Annotated in this window: 18 protein-coding genes; 2 read left to right on the plus strand and 16 right to left on the minus strand. The window is 45.6% G+C overall.

The window, feature by feature from the left end; translation table 11 throughout:
* Positions 1 to 41: 41 nt before the first annotated feature.
* Both J2Z70_RS03475 and J2Z70_RS03480 read right to left on the minus strand, forming a co-directional pair.
* Positions 42 to 2,144 carry a thioredoxin domain-containing protein gene (locus tag J2Z70_RS03475; protein WP_425355094.1) on the minus strand — a complete coding sequence of 701 codons (2,103 nt, stop codon included), beginning with the start codon at positions 2,142 to 2,144 and terminating at the stop codon, positions 42 to 44.
* 171 nt (positions 2,145 to 2,315) lie between these two features.
* Positions 2,316 to 4,124 (minus strand): copper amine oxidase N-terminal domain-containing protein, encoded by a 1,809-nt coding sequence (locus J2Z70_RS03480; RefSeq protein ID WP_209869417.1) that lies wholly within the window; start codon positions 4,122 to 4,124, stop codon positions 2,316 to 2,318.
* 264 nt (positions 4,125 to 4,388) lie between these two features.
* Here J2Z70_RS03480 and J2Z70_RS03485 point away from each other — a divergent pair, with 264 nt between their 5' ends.
* Positions 4,389 to 4,607, plus strand: a complete 219-nt coding sequence (locus J2Z70_RS03485; protein WP_209869420.1) for a helix-turn-helix domain-containing protein — start codon at positions 4,389 to 4,391, stop codon at positions 4,605 to 4,607.
* A gap of 225 nt (positions 4,608 to 4,832) precedes the next feature.
* Here the strand turns inward: J2Z70_RS03485 and J2Z70_RS03490 are convergent, their stop codons facing one another.
* The 7 genes from J2Z70_RS03490 to J2Z70_RS03520 form a co-directional block, all read right to left on the minus strand.
* Positions 4,833 to 5,561, minus strand: coding sequence for a GNAT family N-acetyltransferase (locus tag J2Z70_RS03490; RefSeq protein ID WP_209869424.1), 729 nt, complete (start codon positions 5,559 to 5,561; stop codon positions 4,833 to 4,835).
* A gap of 35 nt (positions 5,562 to 5,596) precedes the next feature.
* Positions 5,597 to 6,991 (minus strand): ADP-ribosylglycohydrolase family protein, encoded by a 1,395-nt coding sequence (locus J2Z70_RS03495; RefSeq protein WP_209869427.1) that lies wholly within the window; start codon positions 6,989 to 6,991, stop codon positions 5,597 to 5,599.
* Entirely contained in the window at positions 6,976 to 7,494 is a 519-nt protein-coding gene (locus J2Z70_RS03500) for a hypothetical protein (RefSeq protein WP_209869430.1), read from the minus strand. The genes J2Z70_RS03495 and J2Z70_RS03500 overlap by 16 nt, the downstream gene beginning before the upstream one ends.
* Before the next feature lie 95 nt (positions 7,495 to 7,589).
* Positions 7,590 to 8,129, minus strand: a complete 540-nt coding sequence (locus tag J2Z70_RS03505) for a nucleoside/nucleotide kinase family protein (RefSeq protein ID WP_209869433.1) — start codon at positions 8,127 to 8,129, stop codon at positions 7,590 to 7,592.
* Entirely contained in the window at positions 8,126 to 8,449 is a 324-nt protein-coding gene (locus J2Z70_RS03510; protein ID WP_209870188.1) for a hypothetical protein, read from the minus strand. Before J2Z70_RS03510 ends, J2Z70_RS03505 begins: the two co-directional genes overlap by 4 nt.
* A 32-nt stretch (positions 8,450 to 8,481) precedes the next feature.
* Entirely contained in the window at positions 8,482 to 9,147 is a 666-nt protein-coding gene (locus tag J2Z70_RS03515; protein ID WP_209869435.1) for a hypothetical protein, read from the minus strand.
* 75 nt (positions 9,148 to 9,222) lie between these two features.
* On the minus strand, positions 9,223 to 10,149 hold the full coding sequence (locus J2Z70_RS03520) for a helix-turn-helix transcriptional regulator (RefSeq protein WP_209869437.1): 927 nt from the start codon (positions 10,147 to 10,149) through the stop codon (positions 9,223 to 9,225).
* A gap of 99 nt (positions 10,150 to 10,248) precedes the next feature.
* Between J2Z70_RS03520 and J2Z70_RS03525 the strand changes: the two genes are divergently transcribed.
* Positions 10,249 to 10,731 (plus strand): effector binding domain-containing protein, encoded by a 483-nt coding sequence (locus tag J2Z70_RS03525; protein WP_209869439.1) that lies wholly within the window; start codon positions 10,249 to 10,251, stop codon positions 10,729 to 10,731.
* 136 nt (positions 10,732 to 10,867) lie between these two features.
* Here J2Z70_RS03525 and J2Z70_RS03530 read toward each other — a convergent pair whose 3' ends face one another.
* From J2Z70_RS03530 to J2Z70_RS03560, 7 genes are all read right to left on the minus strand, one after another.
* Positions 10,868 to 11,380: a DUF1648 domain-containing protein gene (locus J2Z70_RS03530; protein ID WP_209869442.1), complete on the minus strand. Its 513-nt coding sequence runs from the start codon at positions 11,378 to 11,380 to the stop codon at positions 10,868 to 10,870.
* A gap of 530 nt (positions 11,381 to 11,910) precedes the next feature.
* Positions 11,911 to 12,459, minus strand: a complete 549-nt coding sequence (locus J2Z70_RS03535; RefSeq protein WP_209869444.1) for a putative immunity protein — start codon at positions 12,457 to 12,459, stop codon at positions 11,911 to 11,913.
* A gap of 96 nt (positions 12,460 to 12,555) precedes the next feature.
* Positions 12,556 to 13,482, minus strand: a complete 927-nt coding sequence (locus J2Z70_RS03540) for a hypothetical protein (protein WP_209869446.1) — start codon at positions 13,480 to 13,482, stop codon at positions 12,556 to 12,558.
* A 172-nt stretch (positions 13,483 to 13,654) separates the two neighbouring features.
* On the minus strand, positions 13,655 to 14,347 hold the full coding sequence (locus tag J2Z70_RS03545; RefSeq protein ID WP_209869448.1) for a methyltransferase domain-containing protein: 693 nt from the start codon (positions 14,345 to 14,347) through the stop codon (positions 13,655 to 13,657).
* 17 nt (positions 14,348 to 14,364) lie between these two features.
* Positions 14,365 to 15,060 (minus strand): metallophosphoesterase family protein, encoded by a 696-nt coding sequence (locus J2Z70_RS03550; RefSeq protein ID WP_209869450.1) that lies wholly within the window; start codon positions 15,058 to 15,060, stop codon positions 14,365 to 14,367.
* A 14-nt stretch (positions 15,061 to 15,074) separates the two neighbouring features.
* Positions 15,075 to 15,575, minus strand: coding sequence for a hypothetical protein (locus tag J2Z70_RS03555; RefSeq protein WP_209869452.1), 501 nt, complete (start codon positions 15,573 to 15,575; stop codon positions 15,075 to 15,077).
* A gap of 47 nt (positions 15,576 to 15,622) precedes the next feature.
* Complete coding sequence (locus J2Z70_RS03560; RefSeq protein ID WP_209869454.1) at positions 15,623 to 17,101, minus strand: serine hydrolase domain-containing protein; 1,479 nt, start codon at positions 17,099 to 17,101, stop codon at positions 15,623 to 15,625.
* Positions 17,102 to 17,103 lie beyond the last annotated feature (2 nt).

A 17,103-nucleotide genomic window follows, 5' to 3' on the forward strand; every position in this document is an offset into this window, starting at 1 on the left:
CAAAGAGCAGCCCGGACTCCGGGCTGCTCTTCGTATATAAACTACTCCGAATGGCTGCCGGAAGCCAGCAGCTCCCGGACCGCTTCCTTATTCGTAAGCGGGGCCCGGCAGGCAAAGTTGCGGCAGACATAGGCCGTCGCTTCACCGCGGATCGCCGGTTTGTCCGCCAGATGCGGCAGCAGGCGGAGCATCTCTCCGCTGTCCCCTTCCCAGTTGACGATAAGCGCTGTGTCCGGCAGATAGGTCTGCTGAACCTGGGAGAGCATGGCGTGCAGCGCGGGATCTTCTTTTTTGCCGGAGAGGACCCATTCTCTGCCGCCGGAGACCATCCCCAGATGGGCCTGCAAATACATCGCATACCCTGGCGGATACTCTGAAGCAGCGGAAGCAAGCACCGCAGCGGTGCGCTCCGCAATCTCTTTTAACTCCATATCCTGGGTAATAACCGACAGCTTCCACAAAAGCTTCGCCGCCACCGAATTCCCGGACGGAATCGCCCCGTCATACAATTCCTTCGAGCGGACTGGCAGCTTCTCCCCGTCATGCCCGGTGAAGAAGAACCCGCCTCCTTCGGTATCTAGGAACAGCTCCAGCATCCCATCCTTAAGCGTCAGCGCCCGCTCCAGATAGACCGCTTGACCTGTAGCTTCATATAATTCGCTGAGACCCCAGGTCAGGAAGGCATAATCATCCACATACGCCGGGATCGCCGACTCCCCGTCACGGTAACGGGCCAGCAGCCGTCCATCTTCACGCCGCAGCTTGTCCCAGATGAAGTCCGCTGCACGTTCGGCGGCCTTGGCGTATTCCGGCTTCTGGAGGGCTTTGGCTCCCAGGGCCAGCGCAGCAATCATCAACCCGTTCCACGAGGTCAGCACCTTGTCATCCTTAAGCGGATGAATGCGCTGCTCCCGGTACTCGAACAGCTTCGTACGCCATTCCTCCATCCGGGTCCGCAGACCAAGCGGATTCATGCCCATACGCTCCGCAATCTCTTCCGGCAGACCGTGAAGGAGATTCGGAATATTTTCCCCTTCGAAGTTGCCCTCCGGCGTAATCCCGTACACATTGCAGTAGGAATGCATATCCTCCAGCCCAAGCGCTTCCTCAATCTCCTCACGGGAGAAGACATAGAACTTGCCTTCCACCCCTTCGGAATCGGCATCCTCCGCAGAGTAGAATGCACCTTCCGGTGAAGTCATATCGCGCAGCACATACGTGAAGATCTGCTCGGCAATCTCCGCATACAGCGGCTTCCCCGTAAGCTGGAAGGCTTCCAGATAGACATTCGCGAGGAGAGCGTTATCGTAGAGCATTTTCTCAAAATGCGGCACCAGCCACTCCCGGTCTGTCGAATACCGGGCGAAGCCATAGCCCACATGGTCGTACATGCCGCCCTTATACATCGACTCCAGCGTATGCTCCACCATCCGCAGCGCTTCCGGCTGATCATGCAGCTGGCTGTACGCCAGCAGGAAAGACAAATTATGCGGCGAAGGGAACTTCGGCGCATTGCCGAACCCGCCGTACTCCTCATCGAACTGCCGCCGGTACAGCTCATACGCTTCATGCAGCAGCTCCGCGCCGGGAATGCCGCCTGCGGCTTCCGGGTTATACGCATTCTTGCGGTCAAGCGTATGCAGCTCCGCCAGCAGGTCGTCGCCCAGCTTATCCAGCGCTGCTCCATCCTGCTCCCACTTCGTATGGATCTGCTCCAGCACATCCATTAGTCCGATCCGCCCGAACATCTGCCGCTTCGGGAAATACGTCCCGGCATAGAACGGCTTCTTCTCCGGCGTCAGCAGCACCGTCAGCGGCCATCCCCCGCTCCCCGTCAGCGCCTGACACACCGACATATACAGCGCATCAATATCCGGCCGCTCCTCGCGGTCTACTTTGATGGCTACGTAGTGATTGTTGAGGAGCTGTGCGACCTCGGCGTCCTCGAAGGATTCTCGTTCCATTACGTGGCACCAGTGGCAAGTCGAATAGCCGACAGATAAGAAGATCGGTTTATTCTCCGCCTGCGCCTTGGCAAAGGCTTCCTCTCCCCATGGATACCAATCCACAGGGTTGTGGGCGTGTTGTAGCAGGTAGGGCGATTTTTCGTTCGCTAATCTATTGGATGATTTGTGAGTTGTCACGGGGCGTCCCCTCATTTCGGATGATTTGGGTAAAGTGTTGTCTAGAGATAGTTTACCCAATTTGGTGGGGGTGGGCACAAGATATGAAAAAGACTACAAACAACAGAGAAGTATTTATTAATAAGCCGGAAATTCATGCTCATTAGGTTTTGGGACTGCATCGACATAAACCTATATATCGAAATCACTGATCTTCCATTGTCCGTCTTTCATCCGATTAATTGTAAAATGATTTGTCATTACTTTATCAAATATTGCTTGATTCTTCTGAAAATATTGTTGATTTCTTTGTACTGTTTCCACAATCATTTCATCTTTACTAACGGCTTTAACAGAGATTGATTTAAGATCATATATTTGTTTAAAACTTTGATGAGTTCCAAGAAGTTTTGCAACTTTCAAATTCAAATTATTACTTTTAACTAAGGAATTCTTTATCTTTACCTCATCCCCCTGTTCAACTTGAAGCAAGAATCGTTCAACTGCGTTTTGAGCCAGACTGGTTGCTGTGCCTAATCGCGCTTCTTTTATACTTGGATCCCATTCCATTTCCAACCCTGATACTTCAGCAATGAGTTGAAGTGGAATATAAGTGGTTCCATTGTGACTCTCAGCCCCGACCGTAAGTTTCCGCTGTTTACCATTAAGATATACAGTGCTATCCTCTGGCTTAAATCGAATTTCCTTACTTTCCAATTTCCCTGTGATTTCGTGTGTTTTCTGGTTCTCTACTACTTTGAACCCCAATCTTTCAAGTACATTGCGATAGGGTACTAATACAACTCCACTTTTCACAACAGGCAGTTTAGCGAGCTTGAATAACTCTCCATTAATACGCATTGAAGCTTTCCGCAGACCTATCTTAAACATGCCTATATTATCTGTAATTCCGATTAAGTCGCCCTCATTGTCCACAAGTAATTCAGTGAGGGTCAACGCTGAATTATTACGTAATAAACAGAACATTTCGTTTCCCATCTCATCTAATCCATAAATATTACCGTTAACATCCGAAAAAAACACATGTCCTTTTGAATTCGCAACAATATTTTCAGGTGGTCCATATTTCCTCAATTTATAGTTCCATTTTATTTTTCCCGATAAATTTTTTGCAATGAGATTTGCACCTTCACCAGTTTCATAAGAGCCTCCTTTCCATTTATTGAAATCATCATAATCTATAAATGAGCTTTGTAAGTTCCCCGCTATTTTCTCGCCATTTACCAGTTTGCCTTGATCATCCAACAAAATCTTCTTGTTGCCTATTTCAACAATGAGATACCCGTTTAAATCAGAAAAATAAATATCGTCTACATTTGTTGTGGTGCCCAAAAGACGATCCTCCGAAACCAAAACATCTGTTCCATACGTCCAATTTTTCTGTCCGGTTTTATTGTAAGAAACTATTCCTGTTTGTTCCAATACAATTATATTCTCATTATTATCCAACCAATAAATGTCTGAGAAAGGACTATTAGGCTTTACAAAGTTTAGAGTTGCCCGAACTGTTTCATCTGAATTGTATATTTTCAAATATCCATGCTGAGTAATAGTTGTTGGTTCTTCATCTATAATCTGAAGGGTGCTTGATTGATCATAAAATGTAGAAATAAGCGTCCCCCGCGCAGTGCGAGATACATTTGCCCGTTCATCAAAAAACATCCACTTTCTCTTTCCCTCGCCATCAACTGCAGTATAAATATCATTAAAGTCCGTATAATAAACCATTTTGTCCGAAAATTTATCAAAGCTAAATTGATGTGCACTGCGAATCGTCCATTTCCATTCATATGTACCGTTGGTCAGAAAATTCAACGATGTGTTATTCTGCTCTCCATAACTATCATAAAATGTTACTGGGGGTACGATACTCTGTTCCTTTGTTAAATATTTTGATTTTGGGCTGGCTTCTGAAATTCCCATCTCTGAAAAACTAATAAATATCATGCAAAAAATAAGCAATCCTATTACTTTTCTCATAACAATCGTCCCTTCAAAATGCTTCTTATCACTTTATCTGACCGCTAAAACAATTTGAGCCGCTTTCAAGCCTTATGTATCACTAATTTCCAGATACTCTCCTCCCTATATAATTGGGTATTCCTTCCTACGAAGGATAGCATAAATCTATTTGTCAGCGGTATATAATTTACTCTATTGTCATGTTTTGTTTTATTAGATGTTTCAAAAGTCAAAACTAGCGAATAATTCGCTAAGATATGCTTGCGTTGGAGGTGTTCAATTATGTATCAACGTATCCGGGATTTACGCGAAGATAAGGATTTGAGGCAAACTCAAATGGCGGAGTATTTGCAATGCAGCCAGCGGATTTATAGTAATTATGAACGCGGTGATATCGATATTCCCACGGCGATTCTGATCAAGCTGGCAGATTTTCATATGACGAGTACTGACTATCTACTTAACCGAACAAACCAAAAGAAACCTTATCCCAAAAGTTAAATAAGTATAATGCTTAGATACTATAAGATTTAAGATTATCTTCTTTACACCCGTTGGGCTATGAGCATTATACGCATAAATCCGCGAGTTGCGTGAAGAACAAGAACAGACACAGCACAAAAAAGCTCATTGGCGGACCCCATGAGCTTTTTTGTTCGTTGGCGCCATTGCTTCATAAAAGATAACCTTATGCGCATTCCCGCACATTACAAAGGAGTATCTGTTTCAGCTGCAAAAAAGCATATACACTTCTTTGCCATAAATTTTTTCAAAACCAAAACTTACATATAAGCTGCTGGCCGGAATATTATCCGCATCGGTGTCAAGCTGTATACGGGTTGCCTTTTTTTCATTTGCCAAATCAATTACATGGTTCATTAATGCTTTTGCAATTCCTTTATTTCTAAATTCAGATGCTACATATAATCCATCTATTCGTAATATCGGGTGCCCATTCGAAACTGAAATCCCCCAGGAGCAAATAATAAATCCCGCATAATGTGACTCAAATTTAGCCAAATAGCAAATTGCTAGATCAGTATCCAGAATCCTTTTTATGACCTGACCACTCTGCTCCAGCTCCTCGATTGAAGCTGCCTTTGTGTCGACACCATTAGACGAAGAATTGTTAAAGCCACACAATAAATTTCTAGAATGGTATGCGTTTTCGTGAGTTAAAGAAACAATTTCAATATTTGCAGGTAAGCTTTTATCTTCAATTGAATACTCCCATATCTTTTTAGCCGCAATAAAGCATCCTTCATACCGAAAGGGTTCACCAAAATTGGAAGAGAATATTTCTTGTATGCTTTTTGCCAGTTCTTCGACAGTAGAAGCAACTGTTAGGGATTGGACGACTTTTTCAATTTCAGAATCAAACTCATCTATAGGTGCTTCTGGTAATAAGCCGTATGGATTCCATTCATGAATAACTTGCCGCACAATATTCCCCATATATACCTCTCGCCCTCCCTAAGCTATAGCCATGTTCAAATCCCCAATCTCTCATTCACATACAGCTCGCTGGGCTGAATACGTTGCTGACCTGTGTGCAGCAGCTCTGGCAAACGTCCTATGCGCTCAGCCAAACGGGAGAGTTGTTGCTCATGAAAATAAGATAAGCCCGTATGAATCCGGTCCTGGAAAGGCTCAAGCCATCTCGTATCCAAGCTGTCCGGACCGAAATACACACCGAGCAGCGAGCCTGCTGTTGCTCCGAAGCTGTCGGTATCATTGCCTTGCATGACCTGCATGCATATTCCGTCTCCGGCATTGTCAGCAAATCGAAATGTATTTATCAAGGTGCCGATTTCCTGATACACATGACAGTGGCAGTAATTCGTGTACTTCTGATGAATGCCCTGATACGCTTCCAGCCAGTTATCTGCATTCGCTACGATCTGGAGACAATCCGCAGTAATTTCATAGAATCGGCTCCTTCTAGGGACGAATTGCAGTGCAGTTCTTATGATTTCAAGCCGATCGCTCAGCACATGTGCGGCAGCAATTGCAGCGGCAATGAACATCGTGGCATAGATTCCCGTCCGCCGATGTGTAAAACTGGCATCACGCCAAGCCAGCTCGGCCGCAAGCGCAGGTTGACCAGGGCAGGCATAGCCGTAAGCATCTGCACGAATCGCCGCCCCGCATAATTCTGTATCTTGCACCAGGAAGTCGGGCCAAGCCTCTATTTCCGAATGATTGAATAATTCCCGGTCATGCTCCAAATAGCTAATCCCCGACCGAACCAGGATGGCCCTCTCCGGCCCCCAAGTTGTACTTATCGGAAGATGATTTATCCATAAATCTCTTAGGTTTCTTTTCGTAAAACCCTTACCGAATTGCTCTAACGCCATCATTCCCATTAAGGTGTAATTGATATCATCATCAGGCGCCACATAGCGAATCCGCCCCCGCGCCGTCTCGAACCAGGACCAATGACGACGATCCAACGCATGGAGAGCTTCTTCCGAAATATAATCATTCAGCGGCCATTCCCCTACAGCGGTTAACGCTTGACGTAATTCCGACAAGGTGGGATTGACCTCGATCGGCTTGCCCAGCATTGAACCACAGACTGAAGCGAGGAAGCCTGCCTCCACACGCTTGGAGCTGTCTTTCAGATTCAACACTCCGATCTGGCCTAGAGGTCTACCCGGGTCGCATTCCCGCCATATCTCCTCCAATTCGTCCGGCTCATAGTAAGGCCAGTTGTCCCGCATTGGAATGTCAGCCAAGCTATGGGCGAATTCCAGATAAGCATCATAGCTTGCCGGAAGCTGTTCCAACCGGGCCAAAAAACCGGAGGTTTGATGCCCCTGTGCAAATTTATTACGCAGAATTCCCTCTAATTGATGTTTTAGAAACGTTAGTGATGGCAGCATGTTGTATCTCCTTTATTATGATTGTCACAAAACCCCAACAACTTAGAAAAATAAACGGATTTCAAAAGTTCACTGTTTATCGCTTGAATCTCCTTATTAAATTCAATAATTTTAGTTCTTATCTCATTTATAAATTCACTTTTGTGTACTCTAATATTCGAGAATGACCCATATGGGGCATCTATTAATAGGAACTTATCCGTTTGAATTAAATATCTATAGGGTATTTCATGGTTTAACTCGCTTAAGATTAAAACCTCATCATCAACTTGTATTTCTAACCAGGTCCAGCAATTTTCAACATACTTCAAAGCTAAGTATTTATGCGAATTTAAGTAGTTGCAGGCATCAACAAGCAGATCTAAATTGGTTAGAATGAGTTCAGAATACAGATCTTTTGCTGATAAAGGCATGTCTGGAGGCGGATATGGAATAAATTCATGTCCGTCTACAATCACGGTAAATGGCCCATAGATCTGATGCCACTCTTTATCAAATGTCACTGTATCCACCGCCCTCAGTTACTCTACCTGATCTTCAAGCAACTCATACTTGATCTCAAATACTGGGTGCTTAGACACTATTACTTTCACCTCTTCTAGGATTTCTCCCAATACTCTATCGTCACATCTGAATATTCATCCTCGCTCAGAACAAATCCAAAGCCCAATTCCTCCGATACCACAATCAAGTCATTGTGCATTTCAGACATTAACTTCATAATCATTTCTCTACAATCCCGCAGTGGAACTGCTACAGCAAGCGGAAAATTTAAATAGAGCTGATCGCCAGTCCTTAGATTTGAACCAACCGTAAAGATAGACGGGTAAAAAAGTATTGTTGTATCCTCGTATTTCATAAAGTAATTGAATATAAAATCACTCTTCGACGGAAGCACTTCTTGATCGTACGGGAATTTCAAAATTTGCACCTTATCTGCTCTAATACGCTCATACACTTTCCTACGGACTTCCTCAGATTGTTGATAATCAACGAAGTCCTGTTCTGGAAAATCAATGTCATGGTATTTTTTCATATCACGCACAAGCTGCACCTTTGCTTGTTTTATTTTGTTGTTCTTAATTAATCCCTCTAACTTTACTCGTCTATCATCAGCCATAACATCACCTTCATTCACTCTAAACTATCCTCTTCACACCTGCTAAACATCATTTCAAAGTCACCGCTAGTGATAAAATGTGCAATCACCTCTTCAATCCGCCTACGGCTGCACTCGTCCACAAGCACCATATCACTTCCCCGAAAATACTTGCCGTGCAAGCACTCACCCGTTTGTTTATTCTTATCAGCCAGTGTCTGAATGTTCTGGTATGTAAAAAATGAAGCCACCCACCTTGATCCGTCTTCAAAGGTTACTATAGCATCCGTGTTACCATCAAAGATGTTCCATTCCCCTTCAGCCCATTCTTCAGCTTCAATCCAAATAGAATAATTCATTTCATTCACCCTAGCCCCTCCCCAATCCTGCCTCACAAAATAAACACAACCGCAATCACCACATACGAATACCGCACATTCTTTCTCAACATTATGTATATCGTTCCGTAAAGTAGTGACATGAAGAACGCATAAATCCCCGTCGGTCCGCCCTGGAGCAGAATGTGGATCAGGCCCCAAGTGAGTGCGAGGAACATCCCGCCGTAGGGCAGACCGTCTCTTTTGAAAAGCGTCTCACCGAATTTCTGTCCAAACGCAATCGTCAGCAGAATCAAGCCCGCTTCGAACAAGTAATAAACATTCTGAAAAACGAATCTTACCACGTCCTTGTACTCCTGAACCGGCTTGAAGCCTTCCCATACGACAGTAGTCGTTGCAATGGCGATCACCGAAACCACAATCGCGAGCAACCATCCCCGGGAGTCCGGTGTAGCGTTCAACCTCATGATGTCAAAATCGTGTTTCCGCTTGGAGAGCTGGATCAGAAATACGGCCATACTCCCCCACAACAAGCAGGTAATTCCCCAATGAATACATTGATGAAGGAGCGTATAATCAGAACTTTTCACCCCCAAGACGGATGGTAATATCATCAACAATACCACTTCAAGACCAAACCCTGCAAACGCATACAATGCTAAAGACAGATAATCGCTCGCTCCAACCTTCTTCTCCACCATCCCGGCATCCCCCATCATCCGCATCCTCCAGTTCAACTTAATTCACCTTCATGTGGAAAAATCTCATCCCGCCACGCTCACCAATCTACACCGCTAATCCCCCTCATACTTCCTCATAATCCCCCGCACATATGCCTTGAACCCATTCCGTATCTCTGGCGGCCCCAGCACTTCACACTTATCTCCAAAAGCAAGCAGCCGGTCGTAGCCATAGTCATTTGCAATAATAGGATACTTGGCCCAGCAGTGGTGTTCATCCACCCGCAGGATATGGTCGGCGCCGAACCGTTCGATCACCCGATCCATGACAGAGCGGTCCAGCCGGACCGTAACCTCCACCCATCCCTGGTTCAGCCAATCTCCTCCGTCCATGGGGAGAGGGGTGAACGCTCTCGGAACGAACTGCTCCTTCGTCACCTGGAGACCGCTCATTCTGGCCAGCTTGAAGATACGGTAGTCCTGCTTGACCAGACAATAGGCTTGCAAGTACCAGCTCCTCTCCTTGAAAACCACCTGATACGGCTCCACCCGCCGTTCACTGCTCTGCCCCCGCGCATCCGTATACGCAAAAGCCAGCACAGCGTGCTCATTCATCGCCGTCTCGATCATCCCGAACAGGCTGCGCAGCGACTCGTTTCCTTGATTCAAGGACAGATCCATGACGAACGGCGCATTCGGCTGGCCCTCTGCATTGTCCGGGTAGAGAGCGTTCAACTTCTCCGCTACATACACCATTTCCCTTCTTCCAAAAAGCTGCTTGTAGCTGTGCAATCCATTCTGCAGGTTCTGAATTTCTTGCGAGGTGAACAGGGTTTTGCCCACTTTGTAGGATTTCATCAAGCCGACACCGCCCCACGCTCCCATAAGCGTATAGATGGGCAGGCCGGCTCTATTCAGCGTTTCAATATCCCGGTAAATCGTTCGTCTGCTGACTTCGAGACGCTCTGCTAACTCGCGCGCACTAATCTGCTCATGCTCCAGCAGGATCATAATTAGCGCAATCAAGCGATCCATTTTCATGATGACCACCTCTAATCAAGTATGCCATACAGGTGTCACAGTTGGTAGATTATGCTTGCTTGGAATACACCAATCCCACTATCCAGGAGGTACATTGTCATGATTTCGACCAGAATTGAAACGAAGGAAGCATTCCGCATCATTGGGTTCAAGACGGCTATAAGTGAAGGTGGGGCGGTCCACGATCCTGCGTATTCACAGCTCAAAACGGCTTTTTTCAAAAGCACGCTGGAGAACGGCTCTATGGCCTCCCTGCGTCCCTTATCTGAGAGTCCCTACGGCTTCGCCGCCATTGCCCAGGAAGATGGAAAGATCCTGTATGTTGCAGGAGTTCAGTCGCCCAGGCCCCAGCCGGATGCAGCGGTTGAAGTGCTTTTTCCGGGAGGAGAGTATTTGGTGTTGTCAGGTCAGGGCGGGTTGTCGCGCCTTGCGTTTGACCGGCTGGAGGATGAGGCATTCGGTGCCATCCTGAACGATAATTATGAGTATGTGTATACCGGACACCCGATCGCGGAGGTACTAACCAATGGCAACTCAATGGATGCCGAAGTTGAAGTATGGGTGCCGGTGAAGAAGCGGTAGGCAAATTGAGGATTAAGCTTGAGGAAATAACATTGGGCTGTAGGTAGAAGCAACTTCGTTGCGTTGGAGCGTGTTGGATCAGCGGTACTCAGAATTTGAGGTGTGGCTGATCCAGCGCTCAACCATCTGCTCATGTCTAGCGGCTTTCGCGCTGACCAGCCCAGTACGTTAAGGTGTAGGCGTATAGGATGATAAAGGCAATTATGCTTAGGACAACGGGGATAACAAAATTAATATTAAGCAGAGACGTCATATTTAGCTGCACTACGGATAACAGGATAACGAACAAGAAGCTTGCTGTAATCATAAAATTCGACCAGGCACGGCGGTAAGTTAAGTCTTCCCTAACCTGCTGCTTCCCTCTGCGCATTCTCCAATATTCATATATGAACAGAAGGATTCCTAACACCTGCATGATCGTAGGTATAAACACGATACTATAAGATTTATCTACATAGCGGTCTACGGTCCAACTGCCGTTGAAATGGACCGGAAGCTGGTCAGGAATCAGATCATAGTTGCGCAGCACTGTTACAATACTAACCACAATAATAACAGCATGAATGAGGAACCAATGACTGGGCAGGCCAACATTTCCTTTCCGCAATCCTGGTTCCATGACCGATGATTCGAGAGCAGCAGGCAGCATAGGCAGTACGCTTTTCATTTTCAAATGATACCTGATGTTAATGACCAGAGAGATTACGAGCATAGCGAGTGCATAAGTAATAATGACCCAACTGATTTGCCTCGAATGTTCATCGCTGTAGATTAGGCATAAGATGCCAACAATGAATAGGATGGTATGTAAAATTGCACTAATCCTAGCATACGACTTCCGCATCTGACGTAGCGGCTCACTGTGGAATTGGACAGCGCTGACGGTGACTCCGAAACTAATCGTCTCTTTTGTTAAATACGGCATACTCACGATGAGTACAATGGAAGGTACAAATACCAGGATAAATATTATAACAGGCAGTATCGTCATATCATTCACCTCATTCTACATACGTATTATTTTACATAGTCCTCGAAAGCGATCTTATACTCAATAGAAGTTGAAGCCCTCAATTTCCGCACAATGCAATCCCCCTACCATCTTATGGTGTACGTATCACATGCTAAGAAAGTTTCATCCGAGGCCTATCGGCAGCATACCTTCTTCGATGTAATGCTTCAAGCTTGAAGATCTGGAGGCGTTAAAATTACTTCATGTATTAAATTCAATTGTCTTTCCCTCTCCTTTGTTGAAGAATCTGTGGAGTTATCAGTTAATACATTTGTTGCCTTTATTGCGTAATCACTGCTAACTAAAGCATGTCCTCTCATATGTCCTGTTGCAATGGCTTGGGCAAATGAACGTGCAGAATACTTGCTAATGTCTGATTTGGATTCTTTCGCCAATTCATTAACTACAAATCCAACTTTCCGTAAATCGGAGGCTCTAATGCTTCCGTCTATTCGTTTTTGTAAAGTTTCTATCCCTAAATGTATTCGTGAGTCATCTTTTAAATGGTCATCTAAGTAATCCAAGTACGGAGTTGCTACTTTTAAAGTCCACTCAGCAACTAACTTCTGCGGTATTTTTTCAAGAGCCTCTTCAATTTTATTGCGCAATTCGGTGTTATCTATAATTTTTATTTTAGGGTTACTATGCTTGAATTCTGTTTGTTCTTCTTTTAATTTTTGCTCATGTTTATTCCATGCGTAATCTTCTAATTTCACTGAATTCACTCCTATTAAACTACAAAAGATTTGATTAGAAAACGAAACCATAGCCTCAATTCCTTATCGTATTACAATCATAAGGTCCCCGCAGCGTCACAGCAATTCACTAACCGATACCTGATACAACATATCATCTGCACAGAACAGCACGAGATCTTCCCGAAAATCTTGCGTGACTGGCACAAGCGGCTCGGATTTTTCATTCAGAAACTGTATCTTATGCCCTTTGGTCATGCTTGCTTTTTCATGTTTTTTGATAACATATTCTCCGTGTTTGCCGTAACCGCCATCGAACAAGAAGTGACAACCATCCGTGCAGAACCCGGCCGAACCGGAAATCTCAGGATTGATAAATGTGACCTTGGGCTGAGTGGGTCCGCCTGAGATGCAGCCGAGCAAAAAATCCGTATAATAGTAAAACCAGACCTCCTCTTCACGGACCACATTCAAAGCGTAACAATCGGCAATATCCGACACATGATCTTCGTACAATTTGTTCCCATGCTCATCCCAGGCCACCAGGCCGTGTTCACCGACAGGCTGATCCCACCCGTTGTTCCCGAACACACCTTCGTCAAAATAACTGGTCCAGATGGTACCTTTCTCCGTCACTTGAACATTCTGAATCCCGTCTCCAAGCAGGAACTCACGAACGGTAACTCCTGTATAATCACACACTTTGGCGTTCAGATCATATCTGCCTGCACCATAATACGAGCAGCGCGCTCCAACCAGCAGGAGATGTCTGCGAAGGGGCTGAACATAATGATAATTGAAATGCTGATCCTCAATTATTATCTCATCGATATAATCTTTACTTTCTACCATCAGGACCTTGTAGGTATGTGGTTGCTTCAAAGCAGGTTGGACGAACATTCCTCGTTTCCGTTCCGGGATCTGGTTAATCAGCAGGACATATACGCAGCCATCTCCACCTAATTGAGCCGAGACGATCTTGAACCCTTCAGTATACTCCGAAATATCTGCAAAAGGCTGCAACGTCACTGTTTTATGAAACATGCCAATTCCTCCTTAAGAGCTGGTGTAAAACCATCCTCTGTTCTATTACCGTATTATGTCAGAGTAGATGGAACCAGAACATGGCGGAAGTATGGCGAAGCTTAGGAATAAATGAAAAGACACTAACATGGAGTTAGCGCCTTTATCGATTTAACTCAGTTTATACCATAATCTAAAGAGTGATCTTCAACCTGCTGTTTGCTCCCTTTTGAAACTCGTATCCGGCCGTTATTTCTTCAGTTGAACAACCCTGTTGATGTAAGAAGGTGAGCAGCTCATCCAATTGACGATATCTCTCTCCTGTAAGGCTGACTAAAGGAAAAATCCGGATTTCCTGTTTGGTTACCCGAAGTAACTCTTGGATCGCCTGCCTATGGAAATCAAAATCCAGCCGGTCTGAATACATAAACAAAAAGTGTGCAGACAGTGTCATATCAAATTGCTTATCCTTGAATGGGAGCGAGGGCAATGCGGATGCAATGTAACGCCCAGGATGGTTTTTCATATCCTCTGCACAATCAGTTAAGGCGCGGGATCGATGCTGTTTCAGTTCGTCAACGGATTGGAAATAATCCCATACGTAGTTGGTTTGGGCACTTTCCATTTTGGTCATGGCGTGTTCCAAGTCTTTCAGGCCTTTTGTGTGAAGATCCTCATAATCATGAAAATAAGCGATATCCGTTGCCGTTACATCGGCACCCTGTTTATTCGCGTGCGCCGTGAACGAACATGCTCCAGCGGGGCAATCCAGAATGGACCGTCCCTTCAATTCCCTCTGTGTTAAATTAAACATGGACTTATACTCTTCAAATGTACGTCCAATAAACACGATACGGCTTAAATCCAATTTAATCTCTCTGCTCATCTCAGCTCACCTTTCCTCTACTCATCTAATCTTACCCGATCTTCATACAATAACACCTGATCATCCGGCAGCTCTGCATTATGATGAAAATGCCCAAAGAACCATTTCCCATAGTCCAGTCTGAACTTAATTTCGTTGAAATACGTGTGCATGGGGTCAACTTCCACATTCGTACGATAGCGCCCTTTGATCCACTGAAGCGCATCATAGGAGCAAGTGTGCGTCAACACATAGTCCACTCTCCACTGGTTCTTTTCCAGATTGCGGATGCCTTCCTGGTATTCTTCCGGGCTTGGCATTTCGCGCTCCCACCAGGATACGCCAACCTTCCTGTACTCCTTATCATGTGAAGCCGCCCCGCCAAAGGCGAAAAAGCTTTTCCCTTCGAGCTCAAAGACTTGGCCGCGCATTAAATGAATGATACTAGGGGTAATGTGATGCACCCGACCGCCGTTCCATTCGGATATGGGATAGGATTCAAGCAGATCAAAGTTCTCATGATTCCCGTCAATGAACAGGGTGGTCCATGGTTTCTCAGTAAGCCATTTTAGCCAAAAGCGATCCTCCGCGTCATCTGCCCACAACAAGCCGAAATCCCCTACGATTATGACATAATCCTGCTTCGTCAGCGTCCTGCCTTCAGGGAAATTCCTTGAATTAAAACGGCTGGCCACACTGATGGAACCGTGAATGTCGCCTGTTATGTAGATCATAGAATGTGCCCCTTTCAGAGAGCGTTTGATTGGATCGCAAAAGCATATTTCTTCTCCTGCTTCTCCCAGCTTGCATATATGATAAAACCTCTAAATTCCTTTTGATCTTTTTCATAGTAAGAGCTTAAAGCAGAAGCGATGTGCGTGTCTAATTTGAAGCTATACACACCTTTCTTTGTAACATAGGGAACATCGGTGATTTCTTTGGATGTATATAAATAATTTCCATTAGCATCAAGTAATCCATCGCTTATGGAAAGTGTATCTGGCGGATTCGATCCAAAAGCAATTGAAATCTCTTCGCCATTTTTCAAATATTGAATGTCTGAAGTGTTCTCTTCCGCGAACGCAAAGGAAAACGGTGAAGCCTTCTGATCGGATAAAGAAGCCTTTTGCTCACTATTAAGAGTCGCATATTTAATATTTTCTTTTCCGCCAAGAATGGTAACGCTACTCTTAGGACTACCATCACAGCCGGTAAATGCTACAAGTAATGAACTTAAAAGCATACTCAATATTATTTTTTTACAGCGATTAATAAGGATCATCTCCTTCTTTATAGTCAACGCCAATGTCTGCCTGCCAGAATCATAGACAACACGCAGCTAAGCGAAGCCAGCCCCATCCACAGCAATACGGAATAGGACATCCATACACTAATCATAGTGTAATTGTAGTTTACCAAAAAAGGCCAGCCTAGCACCAATAGTAACAACAGCGCTCTGATAAACAGGGTAACACGGGCCTTGATCTTTTGGCGGCGGATTCCCTTCTCTGTGGCAAAATCGCTTCTCCCTCCTGCCAGCCGGATGAGCTTAAACGTAATCCCAATCACAGTTAACACTACTAAAAGCGAACCTATTCCGTCCATTAGGATATAGGTGTCGTCATACTTGAAGGTCTTCATCGGCTGCCCTTGCATGTTGTCATAGATATTCTGGGCAATCAGCGTAGGTGCGGTAGAGTTTAGATTAGCCAGAACGAATACCCCCTCCTTCCGTTCGGGATCGATGATCGCCTGGGAAGAATAATTCGGGTTACTGCCGCTATGACGGATCACCCTCGTCTCCCGGTCTTGGCTCCAGCCGAAGGCATAGAATTGGTTCTCAGCTTCATGCCCCGTTGTAAGAAGGTCAGGCTCATGGGATTGTTGAATGGCCTTTCTTAGATTATCCGGCACCTCGCCGCTTCCCATCTGAGCGTTGACCCAGTGCTGCAAATCCTTCAGATTGGTCACCAGATACCCTGCGGCTATATTTCCGTAGTATCTGGGAGCATCGTAAGCCATGCTTTTGCCAAAAAACACCCGATAACCCTGTGCAAGAGGCTCCGGCTTCCATTCCTGTCCTGTCGAGAAATAGCTGTCGTTCATCCCCAGCGGCTTAAGAATGTGCTCCGTCACATATTCCTGATAACTCCGCCCTGTAACCCGCTCAATGACCGCTGCCAGGATATCGTAATTCACTGTTGCATACTGATAGGCACTGCCTGGATTAGTATCCAGCGCAAGGCTGGACATTTTATGTATGGTCGCTGCAAGCTGCTCCTGACCTGAACCTTCAGGGATCAGGCGAATGCTCCACGATGGTATTCCGCTGGTATGAGCCAGTAGCTGGTTAATGGTGATTTTAACCTTGTCCCCTTTGTAGGTCGGAGCGAACTCTGGCAGATATTGCGAGACATCATCGGTATACGCCAAGTCCCCCTGATCCTGTAGCATAATCACAGCCAGAGCCGTAAACGCCTTGGTCGTTGATCCTATCTCAAAAAGCGAGTCCGCTGTGACCTCCTTCCCCTGCGCCTTATCGGCGTAGCCGTAGGTTTTGAATTCTGTTTTGCCGCCTGTGGCGGATAGAATTGCTACCCCTGGAGTCGCTGTTTTGTCCATGATGCTCTGTACCATAGCGGACTCACTGTCAACCTTCCCCGAGGTCAAAAGCGTTCCAATCTCATGCCAACATACAGCCGTAGCAAGGATTACGCTCAGCAGCATCGCAATGCCTTTCAGCAGCATTTCTTTTCTCCGCGGTGTCTTCTTCATGA

The sequence above is a fragment of the Paenibacillus silagei genome (assembly GCF_017874735.1).
GTDB classification, from domain to species: domain Bacteria; phylum Bacillota; class Bacilli; order Paenibacillales; family Paenibacillaceae; genus Paenibacillus_AQ; species Paenibacillus_AQ silagei.